Raw genomic sequence first — 20,108 nt, 5'->3', positions numbered from 1 at the left:
GCCCTCAGGCCGCGGGCTGTGTCCCGAACGCCATGCGTTCGCGCCGCTCCAGGTCCTTCTCCACTCTCGCGTCCGCGTACCCCGCGGCCCGCAGGAGCTCCAGGACGGCGCTGCCCTGGGTCTCCCCCATCTCCAATGCAAGCAGCCCGCCAGGTTCCAGCACCCGCCGGGCGCCCTGAATCACCCGCCGGAGCGCGGCCAGGCCATCCGGTCCGCCATCCAGCGCCAGCCGGGGCTCGCGCCGCACCTCCGCCGACAGCCCGGCGATGTCCCCGGAGTCGATGTACGGCGGGTTGGACACCACCACCCGGAACGTCGCGTCCGGGGGCAGGGGCGCGAACAGGTCGCCCTCCAGCACGCGGACGCGCTCGCCCACGCCCAGGGCCTGGGCGTTCTCACGCGCCAGCGCGCACGCGTCCTTCGACAGGTCGGTGGCGAGCACCGTGGCCTGGGGCCGCTCCGCCGCCACGCTGATGGCGATGCAGCCGGAGCCCGTGCACACGTCCAGCACGCGCGACGGCGCGTCCTTGGGCACCGCGTGCAGCACGGCCTCCACCAGCAGCTCCGTCTCCGGCCGGGGGATGAGCACGCGCGCGTCCACCTTGAAGGGGCGGTTGTAGAACTCCTTCGCGCCCGTCAGGTAGTTGGTGGGCTCGCCCGCGAGCCTGCGCTCGATGAGCGCGCGGAAGGCCCCCAGCTCGTCCTTCGTCAGGGGGCGGTCCAGGTCCACGTAGAGGCGCACCCGGCCCGTCTTGAGCACGTGCGCCAGCAGGATCTCCGTCGTGAGACGGGGGGCGTCCACCTGGCGCTTCTCGAAGTGCTGCGTCGTCCAGGTGAGGACCCGGCGGATCGTCCAGACGTCGCTCATGCTTCGCTGGGGGGCCGCCCGCCGCCCGTCTGCGCCTTGAGGGCTTCGGCCTGGTAGTGGGTGCGGCAGGCGGTGATGACCTCGTCCACGTTGCCCACCATGATGGCCGGCAGGTTGTGCACCGTGAGGCCGATGCGGTGGTCGGTGAGCCGGTCCTGCGGGAAGTTGTACGTGCGGATCTTCTCGCTGCGGTCGCCCGTGCCCACCTGGCCGCGGCGCATGGAGTCGCGCTCGTTGCGGATGCGCTCCTGCTCGATTTCGTAGAGCTTCGCGCGCAGCATGCGCATGGCCATGGCGCGGTTCTTCCCCTGGCTCTTCTCCTGCTGGCACTTCACCACGATGCCGGACGGCTTGTGGATGAGGCGCACCGCGGAGTCCGTGGTGTTGACGCTCTGGCCGCCGGAGCCCGTGGAGCGCATCACCTGCATCTCGATGTCCGCCGGGTTCACCTGCACGTCCACGTCCTCCGCCTCCGGCATCACCGACACGGTGATGGTGGAGGTGTGGATGCGTCCCTGCGTCTCCGTGGCCGGCACGCGCTGCACGCGGTGCACCCCGGACTCGTACTTCAGGTTGCTGAACACCGCGTCGCCGGACAGCGTCACCGTGGCGTCCTTCACGCCGCCGGCGTTGCCCGCGCTCATGTCCACGATGTCCGCCTTCCAGCCCCGGCGGTCCGCGTAGCGCAGGTACATCTGCATCACTTCCTCCGCGAAGAGCGCGGCCTCGTCGCCGCCCGCGCCCGCGCGGATCTCCAGGATGACGTTCTTGTCGTCATTGGGGTCCTTGGGCAGCAGCAGGATCTTGAGCGACGCCTCCAGCTCCTCGCGCTGCGCCTTCAGGCCGGGCAGGGCCTCCTTCGCGTAGGCCTTCTCGTCGGGGTCGGCGCTGGACAGCCACGCCTCCACCTCGCCCAGGTCCGCCAGCACCTTGCGGTAGCTCCGGAAGGTCTCGACGAGCCGCTCCAGCCCGGCGCGCTCCTTGGACACCTTCTGGAGCTTCGCCGTATCGGCGAGGATATCGGGGTTCGACAGGTCGGCCGTGAGCCGCTCGAAGCGGCGCTCGACCTCTTCCAATTTGTCAATCATGCGTGGGTCCCGGGGCGTCTTGCCCCTTTGGCCGCCCCGTGGCAAGGGCCGAGGGCGTCAAGGAAAACCTTGGCCGTGCGGGCAGTGGCATGTAAGAACGCCCCCCGTCGCCGCCCGGTGCGGCTCGATTCACGCTCAACACGGAGTCCTTCAACATGGCCGCACAGAAGGGAAATCGTTCCAAGAAGAAGCTCAAGAACCGCGCCAAGACCCGGAAGGCGCAGCTGAAGCGCCGCCGCACGCGCTTCAAGCGCGGCCAGCGCAACAACAAGTAGGCACGAAGGCTACTCCCCCCCTCGGACACTGGAGGAGGGGAGCGGCCGGGCCCCAGGCTCCCCCGCCTCCAGGGCCGGAAGCATCCGCTCCAGGCCGGGGGCCTGCGACGCGGTGCGCAGCAGCGTCATCACCCCTTCGGCCTCGGCACCCGTCACGGGCACCGGCTGGACGGGGAACTCGGGATAGCGGTCGGTCCTGAGGGGCAGCACGTCACTGGAGAGATAACCCGTGGAATCGAAGCGCGCCCGCCACAGGACGCTGCGCTTGTCCCGGGGATTCCAGTTCCCGCCGAACACGAAGTTGCCCAGCGAGTAGAGCACCGGCCTGCCCCGGTAGAGCTCCATGGACTGGAGCACGTGGGGGTGGCTGCCGAGCACGCCCGCGGCGCCCGCGTCGATGGCCGCGTGCGCCAGCCGCACCTGGTACGGCTCCGGGGTGGTGTTGCCCTCGATGCCCCAGTGGAAGAAGGGCAGCACCAGGTCCGCCCGGGCCTTCGCCGCGGCGATGTCCTCGCGCAGCATCCGCTCCATCACCTCCACGTCGGAGAAGTGCCCGGCCACGCCCGGCGTGGTGTCCGTGGCGTAGACCTGGGGCGGCTCGATGTTGCGCGAGCCCAGGAAGAAGTAGCCCAGGAACGCGATGCGCTGGCCCCCCACGTCGAGGAGGGCGGGGCGGCGGGCCTCCGCGAGGGTGCGCCCCGCGCCGAAATAGGGGATGCGCGCGGCCTCCAGTGCGGTGAGGGTGTCCAGGAGCCCCTGCGCGCCGTAGTCCATCATGTGGTTGTTGGCCAGGCTGACCACGCCCACGCGCCCCGCGGTGAGCACGTTCACCAGCTCCGGCCGCGCCTTGAAGTTGAAGTTCTTGGGCAGCTTCTGCGTGCTGTCCGTGTACGGGCACTCCAGGTTCACGACGAACAGGTCGCCGGAGTCCACGATGGGCATCACCTCGCGCAGGCCGTACGCGAACATCTCCTCGCGCGAGCGGCCCTGGGCCACCTGCGCGTCGAAGTATTCCTCGTAGTGGTACCCCACCGTCACGTCGCCGCCCACCACCAGCGTCACCGGGCGGGCGGGTGCGGGCCCGGCAGGCCGTCCGGAGGCGCTCGCGGGGGACTGGCCGTCCGGGGGACCGTCCGGGTGTCCGGTAGTGGACCCGCCCGGGGCGCCCTGGGTGCCCCCTGGAGCCGGCTCCGTCCCGGGCGGGGGCGTCGTCAGCCCTGGGGGTGGAGGCGCGGGCGTCGCGGGGCGGGGATGGCAGGCGGCGAGCGACAGCAGGAGCAGCAAGGCGGCGTGGCGCATGGGCAAGGGGAAACTCTACCTTGCACCGGGAAACGCGCGACGCGTAGATTGCCGCGCGCTCCATGGCCCGGGAAAAGGACAACATCGCTCTGTCCGATGAGCACAACACCCGCGGCATCGAGCTGGCGGATCGCGGCTGGCTGGACGAGGCCATCAAGGAGTTCCGCAAGGCCATCGACCTGGACCCCACGTCGGCGCACGCGCACGACAACCTGGCCACGGTCTACGCGGAGAAGAAGCAGTTCCGCGAGGCGCTGGCGGAGTACCTCACCGCGCTCAAGCTGGAGCCGGAGAGCGCCACCGCGCACTACAACCTGGCCTGCTTCCTCTCCACGCACGCCAGCGAGATGGCGGTGGAGGAGTACAAGGAAGCCATCGAGCTGGATCCGGAGTACCCGGACGCCCACCTCAACCTGGGCCTCACGTACGCGGACCAGGGGCGGGTGGAGGAGGCGATGCGCGAGCTGCAATCCGCCATCGAGCTGGATCCGCAGGACGCCTTCCCCCGGCACGAGCTGGCGGCGCTGATGATGGACGAGGGCGACTACCGCTCCTCCATCACCCAGCTGAAGGAAGTGGTGCGGCTGGAGCCGGACAACTTCGAGGCGCAGCTGGACCTGGGCATCTGCTACGCCCAGAAGGGCTTCTACGCGGAAGCCGAGCGCGCCTACGAGCGCGCCCGGGCGCTCAATCCGGACGACCTGCTTCTCAACTACAACCTGGCGGCGCTGTACGCGCTGTGGGGCCGTCCGAAGGACGCCGTCCAGTACCTGCAGAAGGCGCTGGCGGCGGACCGGCAGAAGGTCCTGGGGTGGCTGTCCGCGGACCCCATGTTCGACGTGCTCAAGGGCGATCCGGACTTCGAAGCCCTCTTCTGAGGGAATCACGCAATGGAATGGGTTTTCCTGGGGCTGGCGCTGCTGCTGGTCGTCGCGAACGGCTTCTTCGTGGCGACGGAGTTCGCCATCGTGAAGATCCGCGCCACGCGCCTGCAGTCCCTGGCGGATGAAGGCACGCCCGGCGCGAACATGGCCCTGAAGATGGTGGGCGAGCTGGACGCGTACCTGTCCGCCACGCAGTTCGGCATCACGCTCGCGTCGCTGGGGCTGGGCTGGCTGGGAGAGCCCGCGTTCGCGCACCTGCTGGAGCCGGTGCTGACGCGGCTGGTGCCGGAGGGCTCCGCGACCACGGTCGCCCACAGCGTGGCGGTGGTCATCTCGTTCAGCATCATCACGTTCCTGCACATCGTGCTGGGGGAGCTGGCGCCCAAGAGCCTCGCCATCCAGCGCGCGGAGCAGACGACGCTGGCGGTCGCGCTGCCCATGCGCGTGTTCTACTTCCTCTTCTACCCGGCCATCCGGCTGCTCAACGGGTTGGCGGCGCTGGTGCTCAAGGCGTTCGGGCTGCACTCGGCCAGCGAGTCGCACGAGGCGACGAACGAAGAGGAGCTGCGCGTCATCCTGCACAGCTCCGCGCAGGCGGGCGCCATCACCACGGCGCGCGCGGAGCTCCTGGAGCGCGCGCTGGAGATGGCGCAGAAGACCGCGCGTCAGGTGATGGTGCCCCGCAACCAGATGCGCTACCTGGACGTGGAGGAGACGCTGGACAAGAACGTCATCGACGCGCGGGCGTCCGGGCACACGTGGCTGCCGGTGTGTCGGGGCAACCTCGACGAGCTCGAGGGCGTGGTCAACGTGAAGGACCTGTTCTTCCTCCTGTCGCGCGGTGAGCTGCGCAGCCTGTCCCAGGTGCAGCGGCCGGTGCTCTTCATCCCGGAGAACGCGACGCTGGAGCAGCTGCTCACGGAGTTCCGCCGGCGCCGGCGGCAGATCGCCATGGTGGTGGACGAGCACGGCGGCACGTCCGGCCTCGTCACCATCGCGGACGTGGTGGCGGAGGTGGTGGGCGACGTGGCGGAGCTGGGCCGGCGCGTGGAGGAGGTCCGGGCGCTGCCGGGAGGCCGCTTCGAGCTGCCGGGCACCGCCCAACTGGACGACCTGGAAGCGCAGCTGGACGTGACCTTCGACCTGAGCGACGACGAGAAGGGCGAGGTCACCACCATCGCCGGCTACCTGATGACGAAGCTGGGCCGGGTGCCGGAGAAGGGCGACAGCCTCAAGCTCGACATGTGGCGCATCCTCGTGGACGAGGTGGACGGCCCGCGCGTGGTGCGCGTGACCGTGGAGCCCCAGTCGCGCGCCGGCGCGCAGGCCCCCGGGACGGGCCGCCCGCCGGAGCCTCCCGCGTCGTCCGGCGAGACGGGGTAGGGCCCCGCTCCAAGCCGAGCGCCCCCAGGAGGCGTCAGCCCTTGGTGGCCCGCGTCTTCTTCTTCGCGCCCCCCTGGATGGAGGCCGGCTTCACCTTGGCGGCGGGCCGCTCCACCTTGAGCAGCTCCAGGTGCGTCTCCCCGTCGGTGGTCAGCTTGAGGATGCCCACGTCCGGCGCGAACCACATGTAGCTCTCCATGGACCGCCCCTCCGAACCGGGGCGGCTGGCGCGGGCCGTGGTGATGTTGCGGATCTTCAGGGCCTTGAAGGTGCCCGCCTGCACGGTGATCTCCTCCTCGCCCACCACCGTGGCCTCCTTGTCGAAGGTCGTGGCGATGATGGGGCGCAGGCCGCCCTTCCTCGCCGGCGGCTGGAGCTTCACCGACAGGCTGTTCTTCCAGGTGCCCCCGGGGACCATCACGGAAGGGGCCGGCACGGCCGCGCCCTCCGCGCTGACCACCTGCACGTCCATACCGGACGCGGACAGGAGCGTGCCCTCCAGGCCGCCCAGGCCCGTGCGCACGCCCTGCGCGTCGCAGGTCAGCTCCGTCTGGCCGCTCCGGCCCTTGAGGCTCACCGCCAGCGTCGCCTTCACCGTGCCATCCGGCGCGGGCACGACGTCCTTCGTCGCCAGCACCAGCTCCGACGCGTGGCCCGCCCGGTACGTCAGCGTCAGGCCGTCCTCCATGGGAAACCAGGGGTTCGGACAGGGGGCCGGCGCCGCCGCCACCACCATGTCAGACCGGGGTGCTACCTGGGACGTCGGGGACGCACCTACGAGGAGTGACAGGGCGAGCAAGGGCTGGAACGTAGGACGCCTCCAGAAAGATCAAGAGGAAGGTAGGGTGGGTCGGCTGCTTTGCAAGGGTGATGCGAGGCCGCCTGCCCTCCATCCTGTAGCACTGGACGTAGGGTCATGCGTGGCATGGTCACGCTTGATCACCGGTGGGGTGCTTGGTACTCCTGCCGGACGCTGCGGAGCCGATTTTCCGGCCTCGCGCGCGTTTTCATCCCGTCTCACCGTCGGCCTGTAGGGAGCCCGCTGGCATGCGAATCAAGCGCCTGGACATCACCGGCTTCAAGTCGTTCATGGAGCGGAGCGTCTTCTCCTTCGACGAGGGCGTCACCGGCGTCGTCGGCCCCAACGGGTGTGGCAAATCCAACGTCGTGGACGCCATCCGCTGGGTGATGGGCGAGCAGAGCGCGAAGAACCTGCGCGGCCGCGGCATGGAAGACGTCATCTTCAACGGCTCGGAGAACAAGCCGCCCCTGTCCATGGCGGAGGTGTCGCTCACCTTCCTGGTGGACGACACGGACACGCTGGCGCCGCAGTACCAGGGCTTCAGCGAGATCACCGTGACCCGGCGCCTGTTCCGCAACGGCGACTCCGAGTACCTCATCAACAAGACGCTCTGCCGCCTGCTGGACATCACCGAGCTGTTCCTCGGCACGGGCGTGGGCACCAAGGCCTACTCCATCATCGAGCAGGGCCGCGTGGGCCTCATCGTCTCCAGCAAGCCGGAGGACCGCCGGCACCTCTTGGAGGAGGCCGCGGGCGTCACCAAGTACAAGGCCCGCCGCAAGGCCGCCGAGCGCAAGATGGAGGCCACCGAGGCCAACCTCCTGCGCGTCAACGACATCACGGGCGAGCTGGAGAAGCGGCTCGACACGCTGTCGCGTCAGGCGAAGAAGGCGGAGAAGTACCGCAAGCTCAAGGCGCGCATGCGGGAGATCGACCTGCACTCGGCCAGCCACCGCTCGCTGGAGCTGATGGCGGAGAAGCGCGTGCTCCAGTCGCGCCTGGAGAACCTGGGCGGCGAGGAGCGCGAGGGCCTGGACCGGGTGAAGGAGCTGGAGGAGGTCATCACCCGGCGCCGCGCGGAGCTGGACGCGGAAGGCGCCGCGCTCCAGCAGTTCGCGGGAGAGGTCCACGGGCTGGAGAGCGCCCTGCAGCGCGACGCGCAGGAGCTGGCGTACGGCCGGCGCGACTTCGAGGAGACCGGCACGCGCGTGGACGCGGCGCAGGCGGAGCTGGACGCGCTGCTCGCGCGGCAGGCGGAGGTCGTGGAGACCATGACGGCCCGCGAGGCGGAGCTGTCGGGCATCGCCGGCTCGTACAAGGAAGACGAAGTGGCCATGCAGGTGGCCCTGGAGGAGCAGCGCCGCGTCTCCGTGCTCCAGACGGAGATCTCCCTGCGCCTGGAGCAGGAGCGGGCGGGCCTGGTCGCCGTGGCCACGCGGCTGGCGAACCACGAGAGCAACCTGGTCAACCTGGCGCGGCAGCGCACCGACCTGGAGGCCCGCCGCGCGAAGCTGTCCGCCGAACTGGAGACGCTGCACGCCCAGGAGCAGGCGCTGGACGGCGTGCGCACCCAGGCGGCGAAGCACGTGGAGGACACCCGCCACCTGGCCTCCGAGCTGGCCGAGCGCCGGGGCCAGGAGGAGGAGGCCCTCACCCGCACGCGCGAGGCCTTCACGGAGAACGAGGTCCAGGTCATCGCGCTGCGCGAGGAGCTGAGCGACAAGCGCAGCCGCCTGTCCTCGCTGGAGGACATCCAGAAGAACTACGACGGCTTCGACCGGGGCGTGCGCGCCGTGATGGTGCGGGCGGCGGAGGCGGCGCGGGAGCAGGGCATCTTCGGCCTGGTGGCGGACGTGCTCACGGTGAACTCGCCGCGCTATGAGCGCGCGGTGGAGGCCGCCCTGGGCGAGCGGCTCCAGCACGTCATCGTGGACAGCCGCGAGAAGGGCGTGGAGCTGGTGGAGTACCTGAAGGGCCACGCGGAAGGGCGCGGCACCTTCCTGCCGGTGCCCAGCGGGGAGCAGGGCCGGGGCCTCGTGGAACCGGACCTCACGCGCCCGGGCGTCCTCGCCCACGCGCTGCGCGAGGTGTCCTGCGAGCCCGCGCTGGAGCCGGTGCTGCGGCTCTTGCTGGGCGACGTGGTCATCGTCCAGGACCTGCTCGCCGCCCGCGAGTACGCCGAAGCCAGCCCCGTCCCGTGCACGCTCGTCACGCTGGAGGGCGAGGTCTTCCGCACCGACGGCTCCATCACCGGCGGTGAGCGCGAGGGCGCGGCGGTGGGCGCGCTCCAGAAGAAGCGGGAGATCGCCGAGCTGGCGTCGGAAGTGGCGCGGGTGGAGGAGCGCTACAACGAGATCCTCACCCGCCACTACACGCTCCAGAAGCAGATGGGGCAGGCGGAGGCCGTCCTCAAGGGCCTGGGCAAGGAGCAGCACGCGGAGGAGGTCAACCTGGCCAGCCAGGAGAAGGACCTCCACAAGGCGAGCGAGGACCTGGCCCGGGTGCGCGAGCGGCTGCGCTCGCTGGAGGGCGAGGCGGGGCAGCTGTCGCAGAGCCACACCGCGCTCGCCAACGAGGAGGAGTCCAGCCGGGGCGAGGTGGCCCACGGCCAGGCGGACCGCGAGGCGCGCGAGGAGCGCGTGCGCCAGTACGCCGGGGAGCTGGAGGGGCTGCGCCAGCGCGCGGACATGGCGTCCTCGGACCTGATGGGCCTGCGCGTGAAGGTGGCCGCCGGCAGCGAGCGCGGCGAGTCCGCGCGCAAGGAGCTGGAGAGCCTGGTGTCCCAGCGCCGGGACATGGAGGCGCGCGTCGGCCGGCTGCAGGGCACCGTGACGGAGGGCCGGGCCAAGGTGGAGACGCTCCAGGGCCGGCTCGCGGAGCTGGAGTCCACCCGGGAGCAGCGCGCGGAGGCGCACCGCGGGGCGGCGGAGACCCTGGAGGCGCGCCGCGCCGCGCACACCGCGGCCACCACCGAGGTGCGTGAGCAGGACACCGCCTTCCGCGAGCTGCGCGGCCGGCTGGATGAGCTCATGCAGGGCCTGTCCCAGATTTCGCTGCGCGAGAAGGAGATCGCCCTGGAGATGGAGCACCTGGCCTCCGGCATCCGCGAGCGCTACCAGCTGGAGCTGGCCGCGGAGCTGCACCAGTACCACCTGCTGCCGCCGCTCTCGGACGAGGTGGAGGGGGAGCTCAAGGACCTGCGCGCGCAGGTGGAGAAGATGGGGGAGATCAACCTCACCGCCATCGACGAGCACGCGGAGCTGTCCAAGCGCTACGAGTTCCTCTCCACGCAGCGCCAGGACCTCCAGGCGTCCATCAGCCAGCTGAAGGAAGCCATCGTCCGCATCGACGCGACGAGCCGCGAGCGCTTCAAGCAGACCTTCGACGTGGTGAACGACAAGTTCCAGGCCATCTTCCCGCGCCTGTTCGGCGGTGGCCGCGCCAGCCTGGTGCTGACGCAGGAAGGCCCCAACGGCGAGCCGGGCGTGGAGATCGTGGCCCAGCCGCCGGGCAAGAAGCTCCAGAGCGTCAACCTGCTGTCCGGCGGCGAGAAGGCGCTCACCGCCGTGGCGCTCATCTTCGGCATCTTCCTCATCAAGCCCACCCCCTTCTGCCTCCTGGACGAGGTCGACGCCCCGCTGGATGAGGGCAACGTGGGCCGCTACAACGACATGGTGAAGGAGATGAGCCGCCAGTCGCAGTTCATCCTCATCACCCACAACAAGCGCACCATGGAGGTCGCCGACACGCTCTACGGCGTCACCATGGAGGAGCCCGGCATCTCCAAGCTGGTCAGCGTGAAGATGCGCGAGGCCGCCGCGCACAACGACGACAAGGTCCCCGCCGCGTCGTAGCGCGGCAGGGCAGGGACTCCGGGGCCTCTCCAGAGGCTCCAGAAAAGACGACGGGCGCCCCGGGAAGTCTCCCGGAGCGCCCGTTCTCTTTCGACCGCCGGGAGGACTCCCGGTGGCCCGCGTGCCTACTTCTTCTTGGGCGCGGTGTAGTTCACCTTCGGGCAGGCGCTCTGGTCCGCGGCCAGACGCTGCTGGGCGCCGGCGACGTCCTTCTGGGTGTTGGCGAGCGCCTCCTGGCTGGCGGTCTCCACGGGGGCCCAGTTCTCCTCCTTGGCCTTCAGGCCCTGCACCAGGGTGAGCGTGGTCTGGTCCACCGTCTCCTGCGCCTTGAGGGCGTTCACCCACGCAGTGGCGGACTCCACCAGCGCGTTGCACTTGGAGGACAGCTCGCTGGCGAGCTTGTAGTCCTTCGTCTTGGTGTACTTCTGAACGACGGCGTCATACGTCTCCGCCGCGTTGCTGCGCTCGCCGTAGGCGATGGCGGACGCGGCGGCCGTCTGGGTGCGCGCCAGCTCCAGCTGGAAGAAGCGCAGCTCCGGCGGCATGTCCGCGGAGGCCTCCAGCGGGGCCTGCGAGTTGAAGTACACGAAGCGGAAGGGGAACTTCAGCTCGCCCGTCGCCTTGGTGGGCATCGCCGCGACCTTCGCCTTCAGGCAGGACGCGAGCTGGTCGCCCTCCGTGCTTCCGGTGGGCTTGAAGGTGACCTCCGTGGGGTTCGGCTGGCCCTTCATGATGTGGATGTCGAAGGCCAGCACCGGCGGCGTGGACGCCTTGTAGCCGGCGAAGCACTCACACCAGTCCTTCTCCGCAAGGCGCACCGCGCCGGAGAAGTCCGAACCCTCGTTGATGCCCAGGGTGACGGAGGGGTTGTTGGCCGTGGCGTGTTCGTACTCGTACGTGGACTCCACCGGCTGGGCGTTCGCCGCCAGCGCCGCGGGCTTCACGTACGTGTCCACCACCTTCTGGACGCACTGGGTGCCCGCCGGGGTGAGGTTCTCCCCGGAGACGGCGTGCGTGGTGCCCTGGGCGCTGACGGTCGTCTTCACCACCACCTTGGTGTTGGCAGCGGGGCCGCGGTTCGCCGGATCCACCAGGCACTCCAGCACGTCCGGACGGACGCTCAGGAGCGCGCCCACGAGGATGCCCTGGTTGGCGGGGGCGGGCAGGGTCCGCTCATGCGGGAAGCAGGAGGCCAGGTCGAAGGGCGGCTGGTTGGTGATGCGCAGCCGCTCTTCCTTGGTCATCTCCTTCTGACCTTCGGTGGCGTCGCCGGTCTTCTGCTGACCGGCACAGGCGGCGGTGAGGATGACGGAGGCGACGGCGAGACGTCTCAGCATGGTGAGGCTTTCTCCCGGTGGGGTGGGTGGGTGCTGCGGTCGGGCTCTCACTTCTCCAGTCCCTCGGCGTTCTTGAGGTCCTTGAGGCGGAGTCCGTTCTTCTTCAACAGGCGATAGAGGCTCTGCATGGACAGGCCGGTGCGCTGCTCCGCGGCCTTCATGTCGAAGGCCACCTCGCGCATGATCTCCGCGAAGTACAGTCGCTCGAAGTCCGCGAGCACGCGGTCCTTGGCCTCGTGGTACGGCATGCCGGAGACGATGGCGGCCACGTTGGTGGCGGGCTCGCTGCCCTCCGCGCGCTTGGGCGTGTGCGCCAGGAAGTCCAGCCAGCTGGTGTTGCCCGTCTCCTGCATCAGGGCGCCGCGCTCCAGCACGTTGCGCAGCTCCCGCACGTTGCCCGGCCAGTCGTAGCCCTCGAAGAGGGCCAGCGTCTGCGGCGTCAATTCCAGGGCGGCCTTCATCCCGCGCGACAGCGCCTGCGAGAGCGTGGGGATGTCGTCTCGGCGGGTGCGCAGGGGCGGCAGCCGCACGCGCGCCACCGCGAGCCGGAAGTAGAGGTCCGCGCGGAAGCGGCCCTGGCGCACGTCCTCCTCCAGGTTGCGGTGCGTGGAGGCGATGACGCGCACGTCCACCGCCACCGGCTGCCCGTCCAGGGACGGCACCTCCCGCGTCTCCAGCACGCGCAGGAGCTTGCCCTGCACGGACATGGGCAGCTCGCCCACCTCGTCCAGGAAGAGGGTGCCGCCGCGCGCCGCCTCGAAGATGCCGCGCGCGCCCTTGTCCTCGTTCTCCCCGGCGCGCAGCCCGCCGAACAGCTCGCGCTCCGCCTTCTCCTCGGAGATGAGGTTGCAGTCCACGACCTTGAAGGCGCCGTGGCGGCGCAGCGAGTGCTGATGCACCGCGCGCGCGGCCAGCTCCTTGCCGGTGCCCGTCTCACCCTCGACGAGCAGGTTCATGTCCTCGCGGGCGATGCGGCGCAGCTCCGTGAAGACCCAGCGCATCTTCTCCGAGCTGCCCACGAGCTGCCCGAAGGACTCCGTGCCGGCGACCTCCACCTCCGTCGCGCGGGCGGCCACCTTCACCGCGAGCTTCGTCTTGCCCAGCTCCACCTTGTCGCCGCTGGAGACGAAGGCCTGGAGGATGCGGCGGCCGTCGATGAACGTGCCGTTGCGGCTGCCGGTATCGCGCAGCAGCAGGCCCTGCGGCAGCCGCTCCACCTCCAGGTGGCGGCGGCTCACCGTCGGGTCGCTCAGCACCAGGTCCCCCGCGCTGTCGGAACCCACACGCACCAGCGAATCCCGCGTGGTGACCTTCTTCCCCTTGTCCGGACCCCCCACGACTTCCACCGTCCACTCGTGGAGGGGGACGCGGGTGGACTGCCCCTCGCGCTCCGCCTGCACGGTTTCGGTGACATCCGGTCTGTCAATCATGATCACGGACCCCTGGTCGCACCGGGTCGCGGGGGGCGAAAGGACCCCTCCCCGCCCTGAATCCCGCCTGTTTAGGGGGGACTGCACACAGGGGGCAAGCGGAAGAAGTGGACTCGGAAACGTCCGTTGAAGGTGAAGACAGATGGAGCCCGCGCGCCCCTACCGGGGACGTCGGGCTCGTTTCCGGGCGTGTCTTCGCGCGTCAGTACGTCCCTGGGGCGTCGCTCGCGGGGAACGACTCCTTGGACTGCTCATCCACGGAGTCATCCCCGGGGCTCCCCCCGGAGCGCACGCTGGCGTTGGTGGGCTCCCGCACCTCGCCCGCTGACGCCTCGCTGGAGGCGTTCGCCTTGCCCCTGGGGCGCTTGGACGGGGCCGGGGAGGGGGGGCGGCGGGGGGCGGCCTGCGCGTTCACCATGCGCGCGCCCAGCAGGTTCTTGGCGCGCTCGGCCAGGTTTCGCTGTTCGTCCCGCCAGTCGCGGAAGAGCTGCGCCAGCTCCGGGTCTCCGGAGGCTTCGGCTTCGCGCAGGTACTGCTCGCTTGCCGACGCGCCCTTGAGCAGGTGGTAGAGCGTGCTGATGAGGGCGTGGTGTTCGTCCCGGGTCCCCGCCGTTGCCTGTCCGCCCGCCATGGTGTTCCTCCCGTCAAAGGGGTGAATTCCGCTGGAGAGAAGGTAGGCACGGCGGGCGCGGGTGGCGTCCGGACCCGGGGCCCGGACGCCTGCCTGCTTCTAGCCCTGGAGCAGGGGGTCCAGCCGCTGCTCCTTGTCCAGCTGCGCCAGGTCCGAATAGCCGCCCACGTGCGTGTCGCCGATGAAGATCTGCGGCACGGTGCGCTGGCCGTTGCTCATCTCCACCAGCTTCTCGCGGGCGTCGTCGTCGCCGGTGACGTCGACCTCCTCGTACGCCACGCCCTTGCGCTTGAGCAGGTCCTTGGCGCGCACGCAAAAGCCACAGTAGGTCGTCGTGTAGATCTTCACGGGTTTCATGGATTCGATTCCTCCTGGAGTTCCTGATGCCAGACCCTGGGGCCCGTTGCACGCGGGGCCAAGGGGGGCCGGGTGCCGGGTCGCTTGAAACACGACGGCCCCCGGAGCCCGTGGGGGCGCCGGAGGCCGTCAGGTCCATCCCCTGTGTCGCGCGGGGACGGGGGGCGACTACATGCCCATGCCGCCCATACCGCCCATGCCACCCATGCCGCCCATGCCACCGCCCGCGGCGCCCTTGTCGTCGTCCGCCTTCGGGCGCTCGGCGACCATGGCCTCCGTGGTGAGCATCAGCGAGGCGACCGACGCGGCGTTCTGCAGCGCGGTGCGGCTCACCTTGGCCGGGTCGATGACGCCGGCGGCCAGAAGGTCCTCGTAGGTCCCGGTCGCGGCGTTGAAGCCGTAGGCGCCCGTGCCCTCCTTGACCTTGTTCACCACCACGCTGCCCTCCAGGCCGCCGTTGCCGACGATCTGACGCAGCGGCTCCTCGACGGAGCGGCGGATGATGTCCACGCCGGACTTCTCGCCGTCGCCGACCTTCAGGGTGTCCAGCGCCTTGAGGCAGCGGATGTAGGCGACGCCGCCGCCGGGCACCACGCCCTCCTCGACGGCCGCGCGGGTCGCGTTGAGCGCGTCCTCCACGCGGGCCTTCTTCTCCTTCATCTCCGTCTCGGTCGCGGCGCCCACGTTGATGACGGCCACGCCGCCCACGAGCTTCGCGAGGCGCTCCTGGAGCTTCTCACGGTCGTAGTCGCTGGTGGTGTCCTCCACCTGCGCGCGGATCTGCTTCACGCGCGCCTCGATTTCGGACTGGCTGCCCGCGCCATCGACGATGGTCGTGTTGTCCTTGTCGATGGTCACGCGCTTCGCGCGGCCCAGGTCCTGGAGCGTCAGCGTGTCCAGCTTGATGCCCAGGTCCTCGGCGATCATCCGGCCGCCGGTGAGGGTCGCGATGTCCTCGAGCATGGCCTTGCGGCGGTCGCCGAAACCCGGCGCCTTCACCGCGGCCACGTTCAGCACGCCGCGGATCTTGTTCACCACCAGGGTGGCCAGGGCCTCGCCCTCGACCTCCTCCGCGATGATGAGCAGCGGCTTCCCGGCGCGCGCCACCTGCTCCAGGATGGGCAGCAGGTCCTTCATCGACGAGATCTTCTTCTCGTTGATGAGGATGAGGGGGTCGTTCAGCACGACCTCCATGCGCTCCGGATCCGTCACGAAGTACGGGGACAGGTAGCCGCGGTCGAACTGCATGCCCTCGACGACGTCCAGGGTGGTGTCCAGGCCCTTGGCCTCTTCCACCGTGATGACGCCCTCCTTGCCGACCTTCTCCATCGCGTCCGCGATGATCTGGCCGATGGTGGTGTCGCCGTTGGCGGAGATGGTGCCAACCTGGGCGATCTCCTTGTTGCCCTTGGTCGGCTTCGCCAGCGTCTTCAGCTCGGCGGTGATGGCGGCGACGGCCTTGTCGATGCCGCGCTTGATGTCCATCGGGTTGTGGCCCGCGGCGACCAGCTTCGCGCCCTCGCGGAAGATGGCCTGCGCCAGCACGGTGGCCGTGGTGGTGCCGTCACCGGCGACGTCCGACGTCTTGGAGGCGACCTCCTTGACCATCTGGGCGCCCATGTTCTCGAACTTGTTCTCCAGTTCGATTTCCTTCGCCACCGTCACGCCGTCCTTCGTGATGGTGGGGGAGCCGAAGCTCTTCTCGATGACGACGTTGCGGCCCTTGGGCCCCAGGGTCACCTTGACCGCGTCGGCCAGGATGTTCACGCCGCGCAGGATGGCGTCGCGCGCGCGCACTTCGAAAATGATGTCCTTCGCCATGGTCTGAATCCTCTAGAAGTTGTGGGTGGGAAGACGAACGGCGGGCTTCACTTCTCGATGATGCCCAGCACGTCCTCTTCGCGGAGGATCAGGTGATCCTCGCCGTCCAGCTTGATCTCCGTGCCCGCGTACTTGCTGAACAGGATGGTGTCGCCCGCCTTGATGTCCATGGCGCGCACCTTGCCGTCCTCCAGCACCTTGCCGTTGCCGACCGCCACGACCTTGCCCTCGAGCGGCTTCTCCTTCGCCGTGTCGGGGATGAAGAGGCCGCCCTTGGTCTTGTTCTCCTCGGCGACGCGCTTGATGATGAGCCGATCCTGCAGGGGACGAATCTTCATGGCTTGCTCCTGTGAACCGCGGCTGCCGGAGGCGGACGGAAGGGTCCGGACCGGGACGCCGCTGGGGGTTGAAAAGGGCCTGTGGGCCCCGGCGTTGGCACTCGCACCTGCTGAGTGCTAACGCCTAGGCGCGGCGGATAATAACCAGGGACTTCACCTCGTCAAGCGACGTCGGGGCATCCGTCCGTACGCGGCTAAACACCCGTCCCGCCTGCGCTTTTCCTGGAAGATTCCCCCTGGGCCACGCCTGCCCGCCAGGCCGTCCCAGGTGTCGGCCCGTTGGCACTCGTCCATTCCGAGTGCCAACGTAAGTCCTTGATAAGACTTGAGTCCCTTTTGCCGACGCCGTGCGACATGGCTACGCTTGCCCGAAGCGTCTCCTGGAGGCCATGGCGCCTTCCAGGGACCCCTCGGGAGGTGTGCTCGATGAGCGGACTGGTGACGTCCTCTTCCTCGCTGAAGGAGTTCTTCCGCGAACTGCTCCTGGAGGCCGCGGCCCGGCAGCGGGTGGCGCTGGGAGAGTCCACCGAGTTCTACCTGGTGAACCTGCTGGCGGAGTTCGCGGCCACGGACAAGCTGTTCAGCCGGGACGCGGAAGGCCGGCGCGACCACGAGCCGCTGGCGGAGCTGTACCACCGGGCGCTGCAGCAGGAGCGCGACGAGCGCATCCGCACGCTGCGGCGGCTGGGCGACGTGTCGCTCTACAAAGTGGGCTTCTTCTCTGGCGCGCTGCAGCAGGGGATGGTGGGCCCGGACTACTACATCCAGATGGGCGGAGCGGCGTACGGCCAGGTCGCGGAGCTGGTGCCCCCGGGGGGCTTCACCGGCGTGTACCGCGAGCTGTGCGACAAGTTCCGGTCGCTGGTGGAGGTGCTGGAGGAGATCAGCGCGCGCGGGCTGGTGAGCGCGGGGCCCGCTGGCGCGCTGCGCGTCTACGAGTCCTGGGCGCGCACCGGCAGCGACACACTGGAGCGCGTGCTGGTGGACGCCGGGTGGGTTCCGCGCAAGAGCTCCCTTGCCAACTGACGCCGCGGACTTCCCGCTCGTGGGGCGGCTCCAGGCCCACCTGGAGGCCATCTACGGCTTCCGCTGCGAGGCGCGCGCGGAGGCCTTCGTGGTGGTGGACGCGGAGGTGGCCGCGCTCCTGGGCGGCACCGGCCGCGCGCCGGAGGAACTGCTGGTGCTGGAGGCCCGGGGCGGACTGGAGCTGGCGCTCTACCTGGCCCCGGCGCTGCGCGAGCGCATGGAGCGCTATGACACCAGCCCCCTAGGCTCCGTGCTGGAGGGCGACCTGGATGGCTACTGCCAGGTGACCGAGGGCGTCAGCCACTTCCTCTACGTCGCGCACACGGCGCACTACGAGCGCACGGTGTCGCTGCTGGAGTTGGAGGCCCAGGCGGAGGTGGACAAGTTCGTGGTGTGCCTGCTGCACCGCTGGGGCGAGGGGGTCGCCGGGTGGTCCCGCGAGCTGTTGGGCCGCCTCTTCGACCGCGTGGCGTACCAGCCCCGGCTGTCGGTGGAGGAGCGCTGGCGCTACGAGGAGGCGAACCGGCTCTCCCGCCGCTTCTGCGTGCGGCTCATGGGGCACGTCGCGAGCCGGCGGTTGGACAAGCTCCTCGGCGACCTGCGTTATGCCTACCGCCTGGGGGCGGAAGCCAAGCTGCGGCACTTCGCGCACGGCGGTTGATGGCCCGGCCGCCCCTCGCTTCGGGTAGGGTGGAGCCATGCCGCGCGAGGCGTCCTCAGGAGGCATCGTCATTCGCTTCCAGGAGGGCGCCTGGGAGGTGGCGGTCATCCGTCCGCACGGGCGGCACCTGTGGGCGCTGCCCAAGGGGCACGTGGATCCGGGAGAGACGCCGGAGCAGACTGCGCGCCGCGAAGTGCGGGAGGAGACGGGGCTCTCCGTGGCGCTGCTCGCGCCGCTGGGGGAGATCCGCTACGTCTACCAGTTCCGCGGGCAGCGCATCTTCAAGCGCGTCCACTTCTTCCTCTTCCGCTACGAGGCGGGAGAGCTGGGGCCGCTGCCGGGGCCGCGCGTGGAGGTGGACGAGGTGCGCTGGCTGCCCTTGGAAGGGCTGATTCCGGCGCTGGGGTACAAGGGTGAGAAGGCCGTCGCCGGCCGGGCGCTGCGGTGGATGCGCGCCCAGGGCCTGGCGCCCGGGGCTCCTCCCCCCGTGGAAGGGAAGGAGCCGGCGTAGCGGCAAGCGGGGGAGGCTACTTCTTGGCTTCCTCGCCCACGTACTTGCCGGAGAGCGCCTCGCGCACGTCGCGGTCGAACTTCACGCGCTGGGTGGCGACCTCGCGCAGGGCGAGCACGGGCGGCTTGTTCTTGGAGGTCTCCAGGATGGGCCGGGCGCCGGCCATCAGCTGGCGCGCGCGCTTGGCGCCCAGCAGCACCAGCGCGAACCGGTTGTCCACGTAGGGGAGGCAGTCTTCAACGGTAACGCGGGCCATGGAACATCCTTCTTGGCTCTGGTGAGCCGGTGGAAGCCTCTCAACCTAAAGAGCAGGGTTGGATCAGTCAAGGAAGGATGGCGGGCCGCACGCCCCGCCTGAAGCCCGGCCGGGCTTCGCCTGCCCGTCCGCCCCCTGCTCCTCCCCACGCCTGCTCCCAGGCCTCCCGTGTTGGGTGTCGCACACCGGGTTCTCATCCTCCGGAATTCAAGAGCGGGTGGCCTCAACGGATCAGGAGGGGTGCGTTTTTCCGAGGTGGGAATGGGATGTGAAGGTGGGTCTAAATCACCCCGCGCCGGAGGATGTCCGGCGCTGCGGGTTCGCATGAGGAGTCTTCCGCATGAGCGCAGTGGCGTCGCGCGGCGCCGGCCGTGCCGGGTGCATGTCGGGTGGGAGGGGCGGGCCATGGGAGGGGCGTCCGTGAGCGGGCCGGTGCTGGTGACCGGGCCCACGGGCAACGTGGGGCGCGCGGTGGTGCGGGCGCTGCTGGCGGAAGGGGTGGCGGTGCGCGCGGCGGTGAAGTCGCCGGAGCACGCCACGTCGCTGCTCAAGGAGATGGACGGGGACGTGGCGCCGGTCCCGCTGGATTTCCTGCGGCCGGAGACGTTCCTTCCCGCGCTGGAGGGCGTGCGGGGCGTGTTCCTGATGCGGCCGCCGGCCATCTCCCACGCGGAAGGGGCGCTCAACGCGTTCATCGACGCGGCCGCGGCGCAGGGCGTGAAGCAGGTGGTGTTCCTGTCCATGGCGGGCGCGGAGAAGCGCTCATGGGCGCCGCACCGCGCGGTGGAGGAGCACCTGAAGCGCGCGTCCGTCGGGTGGACGCTGCTGCGTCCGGCGTTCTTCGCTCAGAACCTGGGGGACGCGTACCGCGAGGACATCCGGCAGGACGGCCGGCTCTACATGCCCGCGGGCCACGGCAAGGTGGCCTTCGTGGACGTGCGCGACGTGGGCGAGGTGGCTGCGCGGGCGCTGCTGGACACATCCCTGCGCGACCGCGCCTTCACCCTCACTGGGCAGGAGGCGGTCACGTTCGGCGAGGTGGCGTCGGTGCTGTCGGAGGTGCTGGGCCGGCCCATCCGCTACGTGCCCGCTTCGGTGCCTGGCTACGTGCACCACCTGCACCAGCGCCGGCTGTCGTGGGGACAGCTGGGCATGCAGACCCTCATGCACGTGGGCCTGCGGTTCGGGAAGGCGGAGCAGGTGGACCCCACGCTCACCAACCTCCTGGGCCGCCCCACGCGCACGGTGCGCCAGTACATCGAGGACCACGCGCCGCTCTGGCGCTGA

General features: G+C 70.0%; 18 protein-coding genes. 7 read left to right on the top strand and 11 right to left on the bottom strand.

What is annotated here, in order from left to right; translation table 11 throughout:
• Positions 1–4: 4 nt before the first annotated feature.
• The 3 genes from prmC to FOF48_RS29955 all read right to left on the bottom strand — a co-directional run bounded on the left by prmC (position 5) and on the right by FOF48_RS29955 (position 3,530).
• Positions 5–868: a peptide chain release factor N(5)-glutamine methyltransferase gene (gene prmC / locus FOF48_RS29965; RefSeq protein WP_143907207.1), complete on the bottom strand. Its 864-nt coding sequence runs from the start codon at positions 866–868 to the stop codon at positions 5–7.
• Positions 865–1,956, bottom strand: a complete 1,092-nt coding sequence (prfA, locus tag FOF48_RS29960) for a peptide chain release factor 1 (RefSeq protein ID WP_143907205.1) — start codon at positions 1,954–1,956, stop codon at positions 865–867. Before prfA ends, prmC begins: the two co-directional genes overlap by 4 nt.
• A gap of 284 nt (positions 1,957–2,240) precedes the next feature.
• On the bottom strand, positions 2,241–3,530 hold the full coding sequence (locus FOF48_RS29955) for a CapA family protein (protein WP_143907203.1): 1,290 nt from the start codon (positions 3,528–3,530) through the stop codon (positions 2,241–2,243).
• 62 nt (positions 3,531–3,592) lie between these two features.
• On the opposite strand from FOF48_RS29955, the gene FOF48_RS29950 reads away from it, so the two are divergent.
• Together FOF48_RS29950 and FOF48_RS29945 are read left to right on the top strand one after the other, a co-directional pair.
• The gene (locus FOF48_RS29950) at positions 3,593–4,408 is read left to right on the top strand and encodes a lipopolysaccharide assembly protein LapB (RefSeq protein ID WP_143907201.1); all 816 of its coding nucleotides are present in this window, start codon (positions 3,593–3,595) and stop codon (positions 4,406–4,408) included.
• 12 nt (positions 4,409–4,420) lie between these two features.
• Positions 4,421–5,797 (top strand): hemolysin family protein, encoded by a 1,377-nt coding sequence (locus FOF48_RS29945; RefSeq protein ID WP_143907200.1) that lies wholly within the window; start codon positions 4,421–4,423, stop codon positions 5,795–5,797.
• Positions 5,798–5,831: 34 nt separating this feature from the next.
• Here the strand turns inward: FOF48_RS29945 and FOF48_RS29940 are convergent, their stop codons facing one another.
• Positions 5,832–6,485, bottom strand: coding sequence for a hypothetical protein (locus FOF48_RS29940; protein ID WP_235685978.1), 654 nt, complete (start codon positions 6,483–6,485; stop codon positions 5,832–5,834).
• A 359-nt stretch (positions 6,486–6,844) separates the two neighbouring features.
• On the opposite strand from FOF48_RS29940, the gene smc reads away from it, so the two are divergent.
• On the top strand, positions 6,845–10,453 hold the full coding sequence (gene smc / locus FOF48_RS29935) for a chromosome segregation protein SMC (protein ID WP_143907196.1): 3,609 nt from the start codon (positions 6,845–6,847) through the stop codon (positions 10,451–10,453).
• 125 nt (positions 10,454–10,578) lie between these two features.
• Here smc and FOF48_RS29930 read toward each other — a convergent pair whose 3' ends face one another.
• From FOF48_RS29930 to groES, 6 genes are all read right to left on the bottom strand, one after another.
• Entirely contained in the window at positions 10,579–11,790 is a 1,212-nt protein-coding gene (locus FOF48_RS29930) for a hypothetical protein (RefSeq protein WP_143907194.1), read from the bottom strand.
• A 47-nt stretch (positions 11,791–11,837) separates the two neighbouring features.
• Positions 11,838–13,220 (bottom strand): sigma 54-interacting transcriptional regulator, encoded by a 1,383-nt coding sequence (locus FOF48_RS29925; RefSeq protein WP_143907192.1) that lies wholly within the window; start codon positions 13,218–13,220, stop codon positions 11,838–11,840.
• Between the two features lie 202 nt (positions 13,221–13,422).
• Positions 13,423–13,851 (bottom strand): hypothetical protein, encoded by a 429-nt coding sequence (locus tag FOF48_RS29920; RefSeq protein ID WP_143907190.1) that lies wholly within the window; start codon positions 13,849–13,851, stop codon positions 13,423–13,425.
• A 99-nt stretch (positions 13,852–13,950) separates the two neighbouring features.
• The gene (gene grxC / locus FOF48_RS29915) at positions 13,951–14,208 is read right to left on the bottom strand and encodes a glutaredoxin 3 (RefSeq protein ID WP_143907188.1); all 258 of its coding nucleotides are present in this window, start codon (positions 14,206–14,208) and stop codon (positions 13,951–13,953) included.
• Positions 14,209–14,376: 168 nt separating this feature from the next.
• On the bottom strand, positions 14,377–16,029 hold the full coding sequence (groL, locus tag FOF48_RS29910; RefSeq protein WP_143907186.1) for a chaperonin GroEL: 1,653 nt from the start codon (positions 16,027–16,029) through the stop codon (positions 14,377–14,379).
• 47 nt (positions 16,030–16,076) lie between these two features.
• Positions 16,077–16,367, bottom strand: a complete 291-nt coding sequence (groES, locus tag FOF48_RS29905; RefSeq protein ID WP_120600169.1) for a co-chaperone GroES — start codon at positions 16,365–16,367, stop codon at positions 16,077–16,079.
• Between the two features lie 426 nt (positions 16,368–16,793).
• Between groES and FOF48_RS29900 the strand changes: the two genes are divergently transcribed.
• The 3 genes from FOF48_RS29900 to FOF48_RS29890 are packed head-to-tail and all read left to right on the top strand — an operon-like array spanning position 16,794 to position 18,565.
• On the top strand, positions 16,794–17,393 hold the full coding sequence (locus FOF48_RS29900) for a hypothetical protein (protein ID WP_143907184.1): 600 nt from the start codon (positions 16,794–16,796) through the stop codon (positions 17,391–17,393).
• Entirely contained in the window at positions 17,383–18,054 is a 672-nt protein-coding gene (locus FOF48_RS29895; protein WP_143907182.1) for a hypothetical protein, read from the top strand. Before FOF48_RS29900 ends, FOF48_RS29895 begins: the two co-directional genes overlap by 11 nt.
• 37 nt (positions 18,055–18,091) lie before the next feature.
• Entirely contained in the window at positions 18,092–18,565 is a 474-nt protein-coding gene (locus FOF48_RS29890) for an NUDIX hydrolase (protein ID WP_143907180.1), read from the top strand.
• Positions 18,566–18,581: 16 nt separating this feature from the next.
• On the opposite strand, the gene rpoZ is transcribed toward FOF48_RS29890, so the two are convergent.
• On the bottom strand, positions 18,582–18,821 hold the full coding sequence (gene rpoZ, locus FOF48_RS29885; RefSeq protein WP_143907178.1) for a DNA-directed RNA polymerase subunit omega: 240 nt from the start codon (positions 18,819–18,821) through the stop codon (positions 18,582–18,584).
• A 405-nt stretch (positions 18,822–19,226) separates the two neighbouring features.
• On the opposite strand from rpoZ, the gene FOF48_RS29880 reads away from it, so the two are divergent.
• The gene (locus tag FOF48_RS29880; RefSeq protein WP_221938261.1) at positions 19,227–20,108 is read left to right on the top strand and encodes an SDR family oxidoreductase; all 882 of its coding nucleotides are present in this window, start codon (positions 19,227–19,229) and stop codon (positions 20,106–20,108) included.

Source organism: Corallococcus sp. Z5C101001 (assembly GCF_007352635.1).
Taxonomy (GTDB): domain Bacteria; phylum Myxococcota; class Myxococcia; order Myxococcales; family Myxococcaceae; genus Corallococcus; species Corallococcus silvisoli.
This window is presented reverse-complemented; position numbering and strand designations above follow the sequence as displayed.